The organism is Streptomyces phytophilus, from assembly GCF_013870535.1.
GTDB classification, from domain to species: domain Bacteria; phylum Actinomycetota; class Actinomycetes; order Streptomycetales; family Streptomycetaceae; genus Streptomyces; species Streptomyces phytophilus.
Map to the genome: position 1 here is coordinate 21,793 of NZ_JACBXC010000003.1, position 17,600 is coordinate 39,392.

A 17,600-nucleotide genomic window follows, 5' to 3' on the forward strand; every position below is an offset into this window, starting at 1 on the left:
GGTCCCCGGCATTGTCTGCTATCGGCGGGTGGGTGTTCGCTGCTTCGGCGGTCTCGCCTCCGTTCTGCGAGTTGCTAGTCGGTGAGTTGGGGTGCGTCGGGGTGCTCGTTGATCCATTGGAGGCCGTCGGGGTCGAGGTGGTGGCGGGCTCGTGTGACGGCGACGTAGGCCAGGCGTGCTTCCTCGGGCGGGACGGGGCCGGGGATGGGGCGGCCGTGGGCGTCGTTTTCGTCGGTGTCCTTGGGGGGCGGGAAGTCGGCGGCGATACGGACGGCAGGCCATTCGCGGCCCTTGGCCTTGTGGACGGTGGAGACGGTCACGTGCGCGTGGGGTTCGGGGACGAGGCGGTCGACGGCGTGGAGGATGGCGTCGGGGCCGTGGTCCTCGATGAGGTTGACGAAGGGCTGGAGGTCGGCGCCGGCGGGGTCGAGTTCGGCGTAGTCGCGCAGTGCGTTCCAGGTGGTGAACAGGACGAGTTCGGGGTGGTGGGTGGGGCGGTTGTCCAGGAGGTTCTGGGCGGCTTGGGCGAGGGCGCGAAGTGCGTTGCCGCCGCCGACGAGGGCTGTAGGGTGCCCCATGGCCTGGTGGGTGAGGATTTCAGTGACGGCGCCGATGTTGGTGCGGCACAAGATGGCATCCGGAGCGCCGGAGGCGGGGCCGAGGGTGGTGGTGAGGGCGGGGCTTCCGGTCAGGCGGATGGGGGCGTCGGTCAGGGCTAGCCAGCGGTTGGCTTCGTCGGCGAGGCGGGGCCCAAAGCGGAAGGACTGGCTGAGGGTGAGGTGGGTGCCGTCGGAGCCCGTCATGATGTCGCGGGCGCCGCGCCAGCCGTAGATGGCCTGTGCGGAGTCGCCGACGATGACGATCTGGGCGTGGTCACGCTGGGCGGCGACGAGGTGTTCCAGGACGGGGTTGGTGTCCTGGGCTTCGTCCAGGAGCAGGAAGTCGGTGGGAAGTACAGGGTCGGTCAGGGCCCACATCTTCAGGTAGTGGTCGTGGTCGAAGCGCACGGCTCCCGATGCGGGGTTTTGCAGGTCGTCCCAGGCTTTGCCCGCGTACGGCAGGAGGAGGTCGGCGAGTTCAGCGTGGGCCTTGTCGTCCTCCAGGCCGCGCAGGCGGGGGACGTGGTTGTGGGTGAGTTCGCGGTCGGCGGAGTGGCAGAAGGCGGTGACGGTACGCAGGGCGGTGTTGGACAGGGTGGTGGGTTGCAGGTCGTGGCCGGCGATGCGGGCGGGGCGGGTCAGGCCGAGGTCCTGGCCGGTCTGCCAGCCGGGGCGGCGGGGGCTGTTCAGGCGGGTGCGGTAGCGGTGGCCGACGGTGGCGTAGGCCAGTGAGTGGGCGGTCTTGCACTGCACGCTGGTGGGGAAGCGGGTGGCGGCTTCGGTGGCGATGGCGCGGTTGAAGGCGAGGTAGCGGCCGCGGCGGGGGCCAGCCTGTTCTGCCATGAGCGCGAGGGTGGAGGTCTTGCCGGTACCGGCGCCGGCCTGCACGACCAAGTGCTCGCCTTCGCGGAAGGCGTCGACGGCGGCGGCCTGCTCGTCAGTGGGGGTAAGGGCAGGGGGCATGGGGCACTCCGGTCGGTCACGCACGGAAAGGCGCCTGTGCTCTCAGAGCCCAGGCAGGAATCGGGAGTGAAGCTGCCAGCCGACACGCCGCGGGCGAAGGCGCGCGCCGTCGGGGTCCCACGGGAGGGTGATCCAAACCAAACGCCTGCCCGAAACTGGCAGATGTGGCCGATTACGGGGTCCGGTTCGGGTGACAGTGGCCGGGAACGCTGTCAGCCGCTTACGCCTGGGGGTTCGTGGTCGTCGCACAGGGCGCCGAGGAGTTCGCCGAGCGGGGTCTGCAGGGCGTGGGCGAGGGCGTGCCAGGTGGCGAGGGTGCCGATGGTGCGGCCCTGTTCGATCTCGATGAGGGTGCGCCGGGACAGGCCGCTGGCCTCAGCAAGCCGGTCGTAGCTCCATCCGCGCTCGGCCCGCAGGCGGGAGAGGGCGTGCCGCAGGGCCTCGAGGTCGGGCTCCGGCGGGAAGATCGTCACCTGCCCATCCGACGGTGCAGACCCCTGCCCTGGCAGTGCAGACCTCTGCCCTATTTACGGGGGTCCGGGTGAATCCCGGCAGGGCAGGGCTCTGCACTAGTGTGTGCGCGCCCTGAACCCGCCCGGACAGCGCCGGACCTGCCCGACCACGGCTGGAGAGAGCCTGTGACCACTCCCCTGCCCGCCCGCGTCTGGACCGTGACCATCAGCGCCACGGCCGGACGCAGCACCTTTACCTGCAGCGCCTGCCCGTCACCGGCGGTCGCATCGGATGCACCTCTGGCCAGGCAGATTCGCCGCCACTTCGCGCATCACCTCACCACCACCCCGCTCCCGGCACACCTGCGGATCTGCCAGTGCCGGGAGTACGGCTGCGCCTGGCATCGGCCGCAGGTCCCCTGCTCCGGTCCACTGCGTCTGCTGCTCACCCGCACCGATGCCGGCCGCACCTGGCGCCTGGCCGACACCTGCCTCGGCTGCGCCAGCGCCACCCCCCACGCAGCCCCCGTCCCCGAACCCCCGCGGCCCTCCGCCGTCTCCTCCCCCACTCCCGTCTCCGAACCCCCGGAGCCGATGCAAGGGCCCGGGGAATGGGTCGAGGCACTGTGAGCACCTTCAAAGTGGCCACCGTCGGATCACCCGGGCTCCGTGGATGAAGGACAGGCGGGTACGGAGACGGACATGTCGGCGCACCCCGCCAGTCCGTGACAAGCCGCCAGCGCTGCGGGCCTGTCGCCGGCGTCCCCGAGGGGCGCAACACAGTCCAGGTGTTGCGGCGCAGGGGCCGACCATGGCCAGGCCGCTGCACCCGTCGCTCCATCAGGCCGGCCGGTCAATCGTCCGGTGAAGTGCCGTGCCGAGACGCTGCGAGCCCGCTGGTGTCCTCGGTGGGGTGTGCGGCATGCCACCACTTGTGGAAGTAGTCCACGTCGCCGCCGGTCACGGCCAAGAACGCTGCAAGGTGCTCCCAGTTGGCGGGCGTTCCGTTGAGGACCTGCTGTGCAGCGTCGGCGCTGAGCTTGTTCTCGGAGGCCAGGGCTATCCGCTGGGGTGTGGGCTGCTTGGCGCTGCGCCACAGGGTCAGGATGGCTCGCAGCAGCGCGGCGTGCGCCTCCTCCTCGGTCACATCCTGCGCGAGGGCGAGGAGGGGAGTGTGCTGGCGGTATCGGGTGGCCTCCTTCACCCGGGCTTGCCGCAGATGTTCCATGTCCCAGGTCGCCTGGAGGACAGCGAGGTCGGCGTTGCAGTGACGGCCGAGCCTGGAGGTAATCGCCCATGACGGCATCCGTTCACCGTTCAGGATGCGGTAGAGGTAGGAGGGATCGCAGCCGATGTGCTTGGCGATCTGCTGCAGGTTCTGGCGGCGTTTGCGGACCAGGCTGGACAGGACGGGTGCCAGCTGGTTGTAGACGGCCTGGTGGCCGTTGGGGTGGTAGAGATCGGCGAGTTCGGCCGGATTGCCGGTATCAGGGGTGGCATCGGTTGGCTCGGCGGTGGTGCGGTACGGCTTGAGCCGGTTGTGGATGTACTGGGGCGTGTAGCGGCGCCGGGCCGTGTCCTCGCTCATGTTCAAGGTCGTCGCCAGCGTCTTCCACTGGGCGCCTCCGGCGCGCAGGTGCCCGATGAGGCCGGGCCCGCAGCGCTTCGGTGTGCCGCTCGGCTTGCTCCAGCACCTGCAGGGCCTGCTGGCTGCTGGTGAAGGTGGGGTTGAGCAGCAGGCGGATCGTCTCGCGCGACTGTTCCTGTAAGTCGCGGGCGACCTCCAGCAGCGGCTCAACGGATCCGGGCTGTTTCGGACCCCTGGGAGGTCCGCTGCGGCCGGCGTTCCTGCGGCGGTTGGCGGCCTGGCGGCAGCGCACTCCGCAGTACACCGCCGGCCTGCCGCACGCAGAAGGGGTGAAAAGGGTGCCGCAATGTGCACAGGTAACGAGGTGGGGCGCAGGTGTCATGGTTCTCCACTGGCTGAGCGACGGAAAGGGCCACGCATCGATCGATTGCGTGACACGAACGGCTGGGTGTGCAGTTGCGTCCGCGCCGACTATGCGGCCCGGTGAGTCGTGCGGCCGGGCCGGCCGCCGGTGGGCTGGCCCGGCCGCACGACTCACCTCTGTCGGCGGTGAAGAGCCCAGCGAGCAGCACAGACTACGCCCGGGCCGAGTGGAAGGGACACCTCCCATGACAGCGGGAGGTATAGCGACGTGCCCCAGACATGCCATACCGCGCCCGCGGCGAGGAACGCTGCGGACCAGATGAACATGGCCTTGACCGATCGGGCACGAGGGGTGCAACTTTCGTCGCACCCCCTACTCTCGTGGCGCCCTCGGCGGCGCCCGGAGCGCAGCTGGGCAGTGCTCATGATCGGGTCCTCTCAGCTGTTCGGCTGCGGGACCCCGGACGGTTGGCTGCCAGAGGGGGTCCCGCCTGACGAAGCGAGAAGCTAGGGGGCGGCACACCAGGTGCGACCTGGGACATAGGCCGCACAGCGGAAATCCCCGAGGTCAGCGGCAACCTTTTCGTGCCCGCCCCCGGCATCTCCCACCGAAATCCCGGACGTCGGCCACAGGCCGTACAGCACGTGATAAAGAGGTCAACGCGCCCTGCACGCCCCAGAGTTGCACGTAGCGCCCAGCTACGGCATCCGCCGCCGAGCACACCGGCAGCCCGGACTCGGCACCGCTGAGCCCACCGACTACGCCGCCCTCCTTCCACCCGGCAGCCCCAACGGCCTCACGGCAGCGACTCGCCCTTCGCCCACCAAGACACCCGCGGGCCCCCGCGGCCGCCGAATGGGCGAACCCATTCGCCCATGGCTTGCGGAGGGGCGGTGGCATCCCAAAGACGGCGGCACCGCCCCTACCGGCCCATCACCGCCATCGCTCGACCGGGGGCGGATCGGGGCACCCTCGCTGACTTCCCACCGATCACCCGCGCCGCCGCACACGGCTCGCGCCGGCACCACCACCCTCGCTCCTGACCCTTGGAACACGTTTCGAGGCCCCGCTCGTGTGCCGCAACGCGTGGTCTGGGTGCGGCTGGTGATGCGCATGGTTGTAGGCAAAATGCTCCAAACTTCTGTTCGATATCGCACTAAAAATTGGTAGAGACCACCCATCATCGCCGCAGCCACTCACCGTGTAGGTTCAGCAACTGCGTGCGACGAAGTCGTTATTCCGCATGCTCGGTGGGGGCAGGGGAAGGGCATGCGGGTCCGTCTGCAGGGGGGATACGCGCTGGGGACGACTCTGCATTCGACTGGGTGTGCCACGATCGGAAGGACACATCTTGAGTCGCTTCAAACGGTGGCCCCGGGGCAGACAGGCGAAGGAGCCGTCACGCTCACCCGCAAGACTGCTTCGTTTTCTGCTGGTTGTCGCTGTGGCCGCGGGGCTCGTACTGCCCGGGGTGCTGCAGGCTGGGCCGTTCGCCCCGGACGATGACCCGCCAGCGGCACCTGCACCGGTCGCCAGGAACGTCTCCGAACCGGTCAAGCCGGCCAAGGCGATGTCTGCGAAGGAGCGCGGGGCGCAACTGGATGCGGACCGAGTGCTGCGCGACGCCTATCCGCAGTTGGACCGGGCGGGACGCGAGGATCGTTCGGCGGCTGAGGAGAAGCTGCGGAAGCAGCTGAAGACAGCTGAGCAAGGTCCGTCCGATGAGGGTGGGATATCCACCCAACTGGGCAGGGACCGCGGGGATGGGAAAGAACTCGTGGCTCTGGCTGAAAAGCAGCCGACCAGGATCAAGTCCGAGGGGCCTTCCACACTGGCTGACGAGCCACCGTTCGATGACCACGGCGAGGTCATCGACATGGGGGTGACCGCTCCATCGAACCCGCAGTTGTGGGTCAACGCCCGACCCGGTCAGACCACATGGAGTGTCGAGGCCAACTGGTCCAGCAGCCAAGGGATACCGCAGGGACCGGTCTTCCTTCAAATAGACTTCTACCGCGCTTCCGACGACAAGCTGCTCGGCACAAGGAACTTCGATACAGATCCGAGCGACTACCGCGACGGTGACACCACCGGTACCTGCCTCCAGTGGCTGAACCCGACTTACCCCGTCAAGGTATGCAACTTCAACATCTACGACGGGATGCTGCTGACCAGCCCGGCTGAGGGCTACTACGCGAAGCTGTCGTACGCGACGAAGATCCAGAAGGACTGGCGGGAGGTGAAACCGGACACGTGGCAACTGTTCTACATCCCGCACACCTGGACTTCGAAAACCACGTCGCCGACAGGGCCCGCGTACAAGACACCTGGCATCTCGGAGCAGCTGGCCGGTGCGTGCGTGTGCCCGTACCAGGCGTACCAGGCGGACCCGGTGAACACCGCGACTGGGGCTGTGCATGAGACCGCCACTGACGCCTCCGTGCAAGGGAAGGGCCTGCCGTTTGAGGCGACGCGTTTCTACGCTTCCAACGCCACCAGCGACGATGGGCTACTGGGCAAGGGCTGGCGGCTACCGTTCGAGACCGGCCTGCAGGTCGGCCCCGACACAGTCACGCTGACGGACTTCGACGGCGGGCTGGTGAAGTTCACCGAGAACGCCGACGGCACCTTCAGCGGCGAGAAGCCCGCGAAGTACACCCTGACCAAAACGGGTGATGGCTACCGGCTCACCGACACCGAACACTCATCCCGCCAGTTCGACGCCGCTGGCCAGGTGACTAAGTGGGTGGACGGCTCCGGCCAGGGCCTGACCTTCGCCTACGACAGCGGCAAGCTCGCCTCCGTCACCGACGCAGCGGGGCGACAGCACACTCTGACCGTTGATGCTGCCAGCGGGCGTCTCGCCCAGGTCGACCTTGCCGATGGCCGCAGCGTCACTTACGACTACGCCGGCGGCCAGTTGACCTCCGCCACCGCCGTGGATGGCGGTGTGACCAAGTACGGCTACGACACCGGCGGTCGGCTCGCGACGATCACTGACCCGAACGGCAAGCTGGTCACCCAGAACACCTACGACACCACCACCGGCCGCATCACCAAGCAGATCGACGCTCACGGCGGGGAGTACACATTCACCTGGGAGCCCGACCCTGACTTGCCCAACGGATCCGGCGAGTCCACCATGACCGACCCGGCGGGCGGCCGGTGGACGGACGCCTACGAGGCGGGCGTGCTGATCGGCAGCTACAAGCCGGCAGGCGGCTATGACAGACGCTACTTCGATCAGCACCTGAACGTCACCGCGCAATACGACGACAAGTCGCAGCCTACGACCAGGAAGTTCGACGCCCGCGGGAACGTGACGGAGCAGACCAAGGGCGGAGTGACACAGAAATTCACCTGGGACTCCTTCGACCGTGTCACCTCTTACACCGACGGCCGGGGGAAGAAGACCACCGTCACCCATGAGGGCTCCTCAGACCTTCCCGCGACGGTGACCGCACCCGCGGGGACGACCACCTATACGTACACCGCGGACGGGCAGGTCGCCACCACGACCGAACCCGGGAACCGCGTCACGAGCTACACCTACAACAGCCATGGCCTGGTGGCCTCGGAGACGACGCCGGCAGGCCGCACCACCACCTACACCTACGACGCCGCGGGCCGGGTGAAAACCACCACCGAGCCGCGAGGCAACGTATCCGGAGCAGACCCGGCAAAGTACACCACCACCACGGCCTACAACGCCCAGGGCCGGGTCGCGACGATCACCGGCCCCGAAGGCAACACCACGTCCTTCACCTACGACGAGGCGGGCAACACCACGTCCGTCACGGATTCGCTGGACCGGAAGACGACCTACGAGTACAACGCTGCCGGGCAGGTTACGAAGGTCACCGACCCGGAGGGCAGGGTCACCTCCCGCGAGTACGACAAGCGGGGCAACCTGCTCGCTGAGGTCGATCCAGCCGAGGGCCGCACCACCCACACCTACGATTCCCGGTCCCGCACCGTGTCGACGACGACACCTCGCGGCAACGTGACCGGCGCGGACCCGAAGAAGTACACCACCACCTACGGCTACGACGACAACGGCAACCAGACCAAGCTCGTCGACCCCACCGGCGCCACCACGACGACGGTCTATGACGAGCTCGACCGTCCGGTGAAAGTCACCGACCCGATGAACAAGGTCACCGAGACGGGGTACGACGCTGCCGGGAACGTCACGCAGGTGATCCAGCCGCACGGCAAGGGGCCGTCGTTCAGCTACACCGACGACAACCTCCTCAAGACGGTCACCGACGCGCTGGGGAACATCACGACCCACGACTACGGCACCGCCCGGTACAAGAGCGCCGAGACCAGCCCTCTGGGCAACAAAGCCACCTGGACGTACAACAAGGACGGCCAGGTCATCAGCAAGGTGAACCCGCGCGGCAACGTGACCGGCGCGGACCCGGCGAAGTACACCACCACCTACGGCTACGACGCAGCAGGAAACCTCACCGAAGTCACAGATCCCCTCGGCAACACCACCGAGACCACCTACAATGCGCTGGGCCGGCAGACGTCCGTCACCAATCCGAACGGCAAGACCACTACCACGGCGTACGACTCACTCGGACGCACGACCAAGGTCACCGCGCCCGACGGCGGCGAGACCAGCTACGCCTACTCGGCCGGCCTGGTCTCCTCACGTACGGATGCGAACGGTCACGTCACCGCCTTCGGGTACGACACGGCTGGTCGTCTGACTTCTGCCACCGACCCGTTGAACCGCGAGATCACCTACGGGTACAACGCGGACGGCCACCAGAACAAGGTCACCAACGGGCGCGGTGTGACCACCAGCGTCACCTACGATGCCCTCGGTCGCCCGACCGTCACTGACTACTCCGACACCACACCGGATGTGACCGTCAAGTACGACGGCAACGGCAACCGGCTGGAGGTCACGGACGGCACCGGGGCGCGCACCTTCACCTACAACCCGCTCGACCAGCTCAAGACCGCCTCAGTGCCTGGACTGGCGAACGGTTTCACCTACGGTTACGACGGCGCCGGCCAACTGACCAAGCGCACCCCGCCGTCAGGCACGACCACCCAGTACACCTTCGACAAGGACGGCCGTACAACAGCCGCGACCACCGGCTCGGTCACGACCGGCTACGGCTACGACGCAACCGGGAACCTGACGTCCACCAGCCTGCCTGCCGGCAATGGCTACACCGAGAACCGCACCTATGACGCTGCGGGGCGCATGACCGGCATCGCCTCGGTCAAGGGCGACACGACCCTGACGAGCCACACAGCGCAGCTGGATGCCGCCGGGCAGCCGGTGCGGGTCGACCAGATCGGCGGCCTGCGGGCGTCGGCGTACTACACCTACGACGACGCCGGGCGCATGCTGACCACCTGCACCTCCGCAACGCAGGCGCAGGCGTGCCCATCCGGAGAACCCACCACCAGCTACACCTACGACCAAGTCGGCAACCGAACCAGCCACACCAACAGTTCCGGGGCAGAGACCACCTACACCTACGACGCGGCTGACCAACTCGCCTCCACCACCAGCGGTTCCACCACCGTCGCGTACGAACATGACGCCGACGGCAACCGCACCAGGGCCGGCGCCAGCACCTACACCTACGACGCCGAAAACCGTCTGATCAAGGCTGTCGGGAAGAGAACCAAGGAGTTCAACTACGACGCCGACAGCAACCGCGTAACGGACAGCCGCAGCTCCACCGTGCGGGCCTGGGACATGACCTACCCCGTGCCGGTGCTAGCCGGCGAGTACGACCCCGACAGCACTGCCCCGGATCTGACACGGGAGTACCGCTACAACCCGCTGGGCCAGATCGAGTCGATGTACCAGGGATTCACCGGCAAGTCGCACTACTACCATCGGGACCTGATCGGCTCCATCACAAAAGTGACTGCGGCGGACGACGGCAGCACCGTGGAGGGGTACAGCTACGACGCCTTCGGCGCCGACGGGCCCACTCTCGGCACAAGCGACAGCTCCCTCAACCAGTGGTTCGGATTCGCCGGCGAATACAAGGAGTTCCTGGGCAACGAGTCCAGCCCGGCATCGGAGGCGGGGGGCTACAACCTCCGCGCACGGTCCTATGACCCGGTCACCGGCCGCTTCACCAGCACGGATCCCTACACACCCGGTCAGGAGACCCCGGAGGCGTCACCGTACCCCTACGCGGACAACGCGCCCACGTGGCTCGTCGACCCGCTCGGCAGGGACGCCTGTCCGCCGGGGGCCGTGCCGGTCAGCGGGGACGTCTGCAGCTACGGCGCCTATCCAGGCCCAGAACCTGACGAGACCGCACATGAACTGCTCAAGGAATGGGTCATTGGATGGGGATCCACTGTCCGCTACTACGGCCCTGGCAGCGTCCTCGTCGACCAGATGCGACGAGACCCCTCCATGACGGTCGTGCGCAGCAAGATTCGCGGACAGCTCGCAGCGGGGAAGTCCGACGGATCCGTCGCCTACAGCGTCTTCGATGACGGGTGGAGCCGACTCTTCACCGATGTCCTGAGCAAAATTAACCTGTCGGACAGGAACACGGACGCCGCTGTATTCATCGGCTCCTACGTTCTGGAATGGAAGCGAACCGGAGACCAAAACTACTGGTCACCTTCCAGCGCCGTGGGTGTCAACATGAGGATCGAAAACTCAACCACTCTCACGTCACTCACACACCTTCCCGGACCCTGGCGCAGTTTCCTGGAGGAATGCATCGGAGCACCGCTGGACGCGGCCGCAAACTGGCTCGAAGGACCATTCGAGACAATCACTCAGATCCTCCATTGGAATGAGTGGTTCTACCCGAGCGTCTAGTCATGCGCTGTCGCCGTCTCCCGGCTGTAATTCAGCCGGGAGACGGCGACTCCTCTGCCAGGCACACACTGCTAGGATCTGCCGATGCCACACTGGATACATAGCCGCATCGCCGCAGGTGCCACGCTTATTGCGACAGGCAGCCTGCTTGCAGGGGCACTCACCTCGTGCGCCAACTACACCGGATGCGACATCGAGCGGCTCGACGAAGGCGTGAAGGCCAGCGACTTGAACGGCCGTTACGTAGGCAGCGAGTACGGCACGCTCGATCTTGAACCCAAAGGTCAACTCAATTTCCACGACTGGCGGCATTACGACACGTTCAGTGGACTCGACGGCGAATCAATCGAAATCCCTTCTGGCACTGGCACCTGGAAGCTCACTCGTACAGGGAAAGACGACGAAGTAGAAGTTAGCCTAGTCGTATCAAGTTCGGTCTCCAAGGACCGTGATGTGACCTATGAGCTACTTGCTGACGGATCAGCAGACGACCCCACGCTCTACCAGTTCCATGGCGATCCTGATTCGTGCGACTTGAACACTCTTAAACGTGAATGATCTCCTTGAATACGCTCGCCCCTTCAGTCCTCAGACCTCTCAGTGACGACGAGAAGCGGGGCGGCCTGCCTGTCATCGACTCCAGGCCGTCGCCGTGACACTTCCAGCGGCTAACATGCTGAGGCGGATCAACCAGACAGCCATTGCCGACGTGGCAGTTGAGGATTCGGCATGGTGTGTTACTGACCTTGAATGTGTGATGTCGTCATGGTGGTGTGGGTCGGAGTCCTGTGCCGGTGAGGCAGCCGTCGAGGACGTCGGGCCGGTATTGGAGCCGGCGTAGTCCTTGCCGGATGGTGGCGATGAGATCGTCGGGGTCGGCGAAGCCCGGTTGGCCAAGGTGGTCCGCCGCAGTACGGACCAGATGCCCTCAACAGGGTTGAGGTCGGGTGCGTAGGGCGGGAGCTGGAAGACAGTCAGCCAGTCGCGTGCGGCGATGTAGCGGCGCATCCCGGCGGCCAGGTGGGTGTTGAGGTTGTCCCAGACCAGCACTATCGGGCCGCCAAGTTGCTGGTGAGCGGTCTGGATGAGGTCGCGGTAGTCCTTCCAGGAGAAGCTCTTGCGTCCGTCGGGCCGGGCGTCCGCACAGGGCCGGTAGATCAGCCGGGGGCGCCGGCCGGGCTTGTAGCAGACCAGGGCGGCCACAGATAAGCGGCGGCGGGAGCGGCCCCGCACGCGGACAACGGGGGTGTGGCCGCGGCGGGACCAGGTGCGGCTGGTCGGCGGCGTCATCGAGAATCCGGCTTCGTCTTCGAAGACGAGCCAGGCGCCGAGCGCCGCCGCGGTCCTTCCACCTGCGGCCAGGTCTCCTTCACCCATCCGGCCACAGCCGCCTCGTTGCGTTCCACCGCGCGGCGGGCCGGGACCTGGCAGCTCCAGCCGTGCCGCCGCAGCAGAGCGGCCACCCCCTGGACGGTGTAGCTCTTGTGGAACCGGCGCCCGATCAGCGTCTTGATCCGCGACAGGGTCCAGATCTGGTCCGGCCAGCCATGCGCGACCGCGCCCTTCGCCAGCTCACGCTCCAGCACGGAGAACAACTCGTCGCTCAGCAGCGGCAGCGACGCCGGCCCCTTGGACGCCAGCGCTCGTGCCCCGCCCTGCGACCAGGACTTACGCCAGCGCTGCACCGACCGCACGCTGACCCGCAGATCACGGGCGATCACCGCATTGTCGTCGCCGGCCCTGAACCGCTCGGCCGCCTCAAGTCGTAACTTCTCGCGGAAGGCCCGCCGTTCATCGGACAGCCCACCACCTTGCGCGTACCTCACACAACCGGCATACCGCAGGGATCACGAGACGTCAGCCCACACGACACCACGCATTGAACTTCAGTAGATGCGCTGGAGGGGCTTGAGGGATCCACGGCGATAGGCGAGTACTTCCATGGCGTCGACTTCGACTTGGCTTTGAAGATCATCCACAGCGTCCGCAACGACTCCATGACCTCAGTCCGGCGAGCAGGTAGGTGAGCGCCGGCACCTGCTCGGCGGATTCCGGCGTTGCCTGCTGCATCAGCGCCCGGCCGGCGGCGCCCCCGTCCGGGATCAGACAGGCATCGCTGGGGAAACACAGGGCTGCAGCGCGCTCCTGATCTACGCCGCTGGCCGGCCAGCAGAAGCGGGGATCTCACTCTTCCTCACATTCTCTCATTTGGAGTAGACTGCCCCCATGCCCAAGAACATCACGGTGGACGATGTCACCCACACCCAGATCACCCTGCTCGCCCGCGCCTGGGACGTCCCCCCCGGGGAGGCGGTGCGCCGGCTGGTCGGCCACTTCCAGCACCCCTCCCCCGCCGCAGCCCCATCAGCGCCCGCAAGCAACCGGGTTGCCGTCCATGCCATTTACGACGGAGTACACGTCCCCGGCCTGTACGATCCCGCAACCCAGGCGCTCACGATCACCGAGGGCCCGGCGGCCGGCACGTACCGCACCCCCAGCGGGGCGGCCAGCGCGGTCCTGCAGGCCCTCAAGCCGCACGTGAAGCCCAACCGCAACGGCTGGGGCTTTTGGGCTCTCGACGACAGCGGTGAACTCCTTCAGACACTCCGCCGACGCTAAGCAGCCGACACCTCCCCGACCCTCAGAAACTCAGCCTTGCTCACACTCTCTCACCTGTGCTACTATCGACGCTCAATTACGGTGGTGGTGCCGTACCGCCATTGCGCGCACGATCCTGGGAGTCGCATTTGCACAACGACCGAGACCCGCTGCTGAGCCAACGCTCCGCCCTCATCCTGCTTTTGGGCGTGCTCGTGGGTATCGGCGCCGGAACCGTGGCCGCACTCGGAGATGCCGACCCGGCCACCGCCGTACTGACCGGCGCAAGTGCCTCCGGCGCAGGCATCATCTTCTTCAACGCCACCATCGCCTAGAGCCTGCCCAGCCTCGGAACGCGGCACACGACGGACCGGCTCAGTTCGGCGAAGGGCCCGGGGCGGGCGCTTGCCGCGGGGGTTTTGCCGTCGAGGCGCTGGTTGATCCAGGACAGGCCGCCGAGGGGCGCAGGCGAGGCGGACCTCCGCGTCGTCGATGTCGCCGGGCAGCGGGCTGTCAGTGTCTTCCTGGTCGACGGGTTCGGTGAAGTCCTCGCCGATGCGACCGGAAGCCCATTCCCGGCCCTTGGCCTCGTGCGCGGTGGGGACGACTGTCTTCGGCGCCCTGCTCGACGGCAAGTCCATCCACCGCATTGAGGATGTCGTCGACGCCGCGTTCGTCGACGACATCGGCCAGCGGCAGGAGACCCCGTCCGGAGCAGGGCGTCACCTACCACCAGGACTCCGAGAACCGGGACGCCCTCGCGGCCGAGATCGCCGCCCGTGACGGCCAGGCCGTCCTCCCCTCGGCGAACTCCCGGGCGGTGGCCAAAGCGGCGGTGCTGCCCTACCGCCACCACCTTCAAGGTGGCGATGGGGTGGTTGCAGTGCAGGCTCCAGGTTTGATGACGTCGCGGAGAGCCGCCGCATCGGGGACCAGGAGGAGGATCTTCGCCGTGGGCTGTGCCTGGCTGAGGGCGCTGGCCGCCACGGTGGTCTTGCCGCCCCCGGCCGACATGGCGAGGGTCAGCCGCCGTTCGACGTCGCGCAGCACCTGCTCGAACTTCTTCGACTACCTCGCGGACGAACTGAGCCTGACGGTCTTTTGGAGCGGCATCGGCTCCAGCGACACCCTCCGCGAAGCACGCACCGCCCGCTTCCCCGCCCTGCGCCGGACCAGCGACGCCGCACCGCTGCGCCAGCGGGCCGTACCCACCCTGTGGGTCAACCGGCTACCGCCCCGCAGCCCCGAACACCCCGACGAATGGCCCCGCGCCCTCGCCAGTTTCGACGGCAGACTCCAGCTGTGCCACCACCGGCCCAACAGCCTCCTGGAACTCGACGAAGAGCTCTACGACATCACCGACGGGCTCATGGAACACCTCACCCCGCTACTCAGCATGGCCGCGCAGATCGCCATCCTCGACGGCACCGAAGCGATCACACCCGAGACCCTGCACGACGCAGCCCGCTACCTCGATCTGCCCGCGGCAGGCACGATGGACGAGGCGTGGTGACGCAGAGCGCGGATGCCGGGCTCTCACGACCGACGAGTACGCGGGCCGCTCGCACGCCGTGTCGGGGCACTCGCACACGTAGCCCGGCGGGCCCGCAGCTGGCGGGCGCCCCTGAAATGCGACAGGGTCCGGACCCTCGAACGGATCCGGACCCTGCTCGGCAGTAGCGGGGACAGGATTTGAACCTGCGGCCTCTGGGTTATGAGCCCAGCGAGCTACCGAGCTGCTCCACCCCGCGTCGGTGAAGCCAACCGTACGCCATCCCGCGGGGTCCGCAGACCGCCTCCGGCCAGGGACTATGCAGCGAAGCCGACGTTGGTGCAGTACTCGTACGCTCCGTACTGGGATCCCAGATCAGGCAGGATGTCGTCGGTCCAGGCCGCGTCCAAGCCGTGGTGGTCGCCGGCCGCCTACGCGCCGACGATCCGATCCCAGCGGCGCACGTTCATGTGCCGGAAGGGAACGTCGCGCTGCAGCGGGCGGGCGACGCCGGACTGGTTGAGGGGGTGGATCTCGACCCTGGTGCCGCCGTTGGCGTTGAGGTGCTTGAGCAGGTTCCGGGCCACGTTCTGCCGGCGCACCACCCGGTAGGCGTCGTCGATCTTCTTCAGGTTCTTCTTCGAGGGGGTGCGCTTGCCTTCCAGCCACGCCCTGAGCGTGCGGTCGGTCACCGTCAGCCCGGCGTCCTTGGCGGCCTGACGGGCGTGGTCGGACCTGGTCAGGTATTTCAGGCGCGCCACCAGACCGCGTTTCGCGGTGACGGGGGTGGTGATGCCGCCGGCGAGGTCGTCGAGTTTTCGCCCGACGAGTTCGCTTCCCTTGACGCCGCTGGCGCCGAACTTTCCGAAGTCGTTGTTCCTCTCCGGCATCTACCGCTCCTCCCCCGTGGTGTCGGTGCCCGCGGTGTAGAGGTCTTTGACCTTGACCTCGGTGACCCCGCGGCCTTCGGGAAAGACACGGCGCCAGTCGCCGATGACGTGGAGTTCGTCGGTGCCCATCGCGCGGACGACGGCGAGTCCTTCGTCGTGGGCTTTGAGCGCCTTCGTCCAGAGGTTGGCGAAGGCCTGCGAGCGGATGATGTGCATCCAGTCCGGACGGTACAGCTCCCGGTTGTAGTTCGACTCCCCCATGGTGGAGACGAACTTCGCGTACATGGCCTTCACGTACTCCAGGGTGACGGTGTCACCGTCGGCGATGGCGGTGTCCCGGGCCTCTTTGAGCGTGATGCGGAACTTCTCCAGCAGGTTCTCCGTGGCCCCCGAGGTGTAGGACTCGTGGACTTCCGGCGCCTCGCACAGCCCGTACTTCGGGCCGGACAGGCGCAGCAGGAGACGCAGGGTGGGTTCGGTGACCCACAGGGGTCCGGGCTCGTCGCGCTCGCCGATCGGGTTGGGCAGCACGCCGTCGTGCTCCCAGGCGGGTGGGGTGATCAGGTGGACTCCGGCGCGGCGGCGGTCGTGCGGCATGCCGGTGGTGTGCTCGAGCTGCCCGAGCGGCAGATGAGTCTTGAGGGCGGACAGGTAGGCGCCGTTGATGTCCAGTGCCGTCACCTCATGAACGCCGGGCGGCAGTTCGGCGCGGTCCACTTGGGGCGGGCCTCCCAGATCTGGTCCGCACCCCGGGAGGCCTGCTTCTTCAGGATGTCGGGAATCCAAGGGTGGGCGATCACGTCATAGCGGGCGCCCTTGCGGGTCTCGTCCAGCAAGCGCATCGCGTCCGGAATCGCCTTCTTCAACAGCGCCGCGGTGGCCGCTTCCACGTCACCCTGATGCTCCGCGAGCGCACCCTCAACCGCCGCATGGATCAAGCCCACCGGGCCGACTGCTCCTGGAAAGCCCGGCGGGCCGGGCCCTTGGCACGCTCCGACGGCTTCGAGGCCGGGGCAGGCCGGCCGGCGACCGGGGCTGGCTGCGCCCCGGCTGTGCTGTCCTGGCATCCGGCCGGGTCCAGGTGCTGAGCGAAGCCCTCCACCCGCTGTCCGGCCGGACGCCCGCACAGCACACACGGCTCCGGCACGGTGAGTACCTCGACTTCGTCCCCGCCCTCGGGCTCGGAGGAAGCGGGCCCGGCCGCAGTGGACTCCACCGCCGCCTCGGGTTTGGGCGTGGAGTCGGTGGCGAGCTACCCGTCCAGGAGGTAGGCGTACTTGACGCGCACCTCGCCGGCCGGATCCCGGCCGGCTTCCCAGGCGCTAACCGTGGACGGGCTCACCCCGAGGGCACGGGCCACCTGCGCCTTGGACAGCTGAGCCTGCTCGCGCAAGGCGCGGCGGGCCTCAGGGTCCGGGAGGTCAGTCTGCGGGCCGACGGAGGCGAGGAGCGAGTCGATCGCGTCGAAGTCACTCACCGGGACGCTCCCTTCAGATGTAGGTGACGGGGTTGCGGGACAAGTGCGGGCTCTTGGTGGCGCGGCCGACACGGTCGTCGCCGCGCAGCAACTCCCCCTGGAGGGCGTAGCGGTCGCCGTGCTTGGAGATCCCGGTGATCTTCGCGACGGCGAGGACAGCGCCCCCGGTGTTGATGATCTGCACCTCGTCCTGGGCGAGAGCACGGTCGGCATTGAACTTCCAGATGCCGCGGCCAGCCTCCCAGACTTCGTCCTCACTCATGCCGGGGCGCCATCCGATGGTCGACCGCCCGAGCATGTCATCGGGGTCCGCCTCGCGCTCGGGGCCGATCTGGATCTGCAACACTCGGG

Annotated in this window: 11 protein-coding genes, 1 tRNA gene and 3 pseudogenes; 5 read left to right on the forward strand and 10 right to left on the reverse strand. The window is 67.5% G+C overall.

Annotation, left to right across the window (positions count from 1 at the left end; translation table 11 throughout):
* Positions 1-74 precede the first annotated feature (74 nt).
* The 3 genes from H5J30_RS00635 to H5J30_RS00645 all read right to left on the reverse strand — a co-directional run bounded on the left by H5J30_RS00635 (position 75) and on the right by H5J30_RS00645 (position 3,602).
* On the reverse strand, positions 75-1,562 hold the full coding sequence (locus H5J30_RS00635; RefSeq protein ID WP_181785160.1) for a UvrD-helicase domain-containing protein: 1,488 nt from the start codon (positions 1,560-1,562) through the stop codon (positions 75-77).
* A 212-nt stretch (positions 1,563-1,774) separates the two neighbouring features.
* Positions 1,775-2,035: a helix-turn-helix transcriptional regulator gene (locus tag H5J30_RS00640; protein WP_181785161.1), complete on the reverse strand. Its 261-nt coding sequence runs from the start codon at positions 2,033-2,035 to the stop codon at positions 1,775-1,777.
* Between the two features lie 832 nt (positions 2,036-2,867).
* Entirely contained in the window at positions 2,868-3,602 is a 735-nt protein-coding gene (locus tag H5J30_RS00645) for a helix-turn-helix domain-containing protein (RefSeq protein ID WP_181785162.1), read from the reverse strand.
* Between the two features lie 1,835 nt (positions 3,603-5,437).
* On the opposite strand from H5J30_RS00645, the gene H5J30_RS00650 reads away from it, so the two are divergent.
* Entirely contained in the window at positions 5,438-10,792 is a 5,355-nt protein-coding gene (locus H5J30_RS00650) for a DUF6531 domain-containing protein (RefSeq protein ID WP_181785163.1), read from the forward strand.
* Positions 10,793-10,876: 84 nt separating this feature from the next.
* Complete coding sequence (locus H5J30_RS00655) at positions 10,877-11,350, forward strand: hypothetical protein (protein ID WP_181785164.1); 474 nt, start codon at positions 10,877-10,879, stop codon at positions 11,348-11,350.
* Positions 11,351-11,555: 205 nt separating this feature from the next.
* Here H5J30_RS00655 and H5J30_RS37775 read toward each other — a convergent pair.
* Positions 11,556-12,618 (reverse strand): annotated as a pseudogene (locus tag H5J30_RS37775) (IS630 family transposase).
* 400 nt (positions 12,619-13,018) lie between these two features.
* On the opposite strand from H5J30_RS37775, the gene H5J30_RS00670 reads away from it, so the two are divergent.
* The 3 genes from H5J30_RS00670 to H5J30_RS00680 all read left to right on the forward strand — a co-directional run bounded on the left by H5J30_RS00670 (position 13,019) and on the right by H5J30_RS00680 (position 14,903).
* Positions 13,019-13,411 (forward strand): hypothetical protein, encoded by a 393-nt coding sequence (locus H5J30_RS00670; RefSeq protein WP_181785166.1) that lies wholly within the window; start codon positions 13,019-13,021, stop codon positions 13,409-13,411.
* A 128-nt stretch (positions 13,412-13,539) separates the two neighbouring features.
* Positions 13,540-13,725 carry a hypothetical protein gene (locus tag H5J30_RS00675; protein ID WP_181785167.1) on the forward strand — a complete coding sequence of 62 codons (186 nt, stop codon included), beginning with the start codon at positions 13,540-13,542 and terminating at the stop codon, positions 13,723-13,725.
* A gap of 320 nt (positions 13,726-14,045) precedes the next feature.
* Complete coding sequence (locus H5J30_RS00680) at positions 14,046-14,903, forward strand: hypothetical protein (protein ID WP_181785168.1); 858 nt, start codon at positions 14,046-14,048, stop codon at positions 14,901-14,903.
* A 164-nt stretch (positions 14,904-15,067) separates the two neighbouring features.
* Here the strand turns inward: H5J30_RS00680 and H5J30_RS00685 are convergent.
* The 6 genes and pseudogenes from H5J30_RS00685 to H5J30_RS00700 all read right to left on the reverse strand — a co-directional run.
* A tRNA-Met gene (locus H5J30_RS00685) sits at positions 15,068-15,141 on the reverse strand.
* A gap of 58 nt (positions 15,142-15,199) precedes the next feature.
* Positions 15,200-15,772: pseudogene (locus H5J30_RS00690) on the reverse strand (helix-turn-helix domain-containing protein).
* Positions 15,773-16,453, reverse strand: a complete 681-nt coding sequence (locus tag H5J30_RS37825) for a hypothetical protein (RefSeq protein ID WP_508470392.1) — start codon at positions 16,451-16,453, stop codon at positions 15,773-15,775.
* Complete coding sequence (locus H5J30_RS37830; protein ID WP_508470393.1) at positions 16,450-16,716, reverse strand: hypothetical protein; 267 nt, start codon at positions 16,714-16,716, stop codon at positions 16,450-16,452. The genes H5J30_RS37825 and H5J30_RS37830 overlap by 4 nt, the downstream gene beginning before the upstream one ends.
* A 115-nt stretch (positions 16,717-16,831) precedes the next feature.
* Positions 16,832-17,249: pseudogene (locus H5J30_RS37835) on the reverse strand (helix-turn-helix domain-containing protein); the annotation flags it as partial.
* A 13-nt stretch (positions 17,250-17,262) separates the two neighbouring features.
* The coding region (locus H5J30_RS00700) for a hypothetical protein (RefSeq protein ID WP_258562984.1) at positions 17,263-17,600 on the reverse strand (338 nt) is incomplete at its 5' end.

Coding starts and splice junctions, on each gene's coding strand:
- H5J30_RS00635 (WP_181785160.1), bottom strand. CDS start 1,562: ATGCCCCCTGCCCTTACCCCCACTGACGAGCAGGCCGCCGCCGTCGAC.
- H5J30_RS00645 (WP_181785162.1), bottom strand. CDS start 3,602: ATGAGCGAGGACACGGCCCGGCGCCGCTACACGCCCCAGTACATCCAC.
- H5J30_RS00655 (WP_181785164.1), top strand. CDS start 10,877: ATGCCACACTGGATACATAGCCGCATCGCCGCAGGTGCCACGCTTATT.
- H5J30_RS00670 (WP_181785166.1), top strand. CDS start 13,019: ATGCCCAAGAACATCACGGTGGACGATGTCACCCACACCCAGATCACC.
- H5J30_RS00680 (WP_181785168.1), top strand. CDS start 14,046: ATGTCGTCGACGCCGCGTTCGTCGACGACATCGGCCAGCGGCAGGAGA.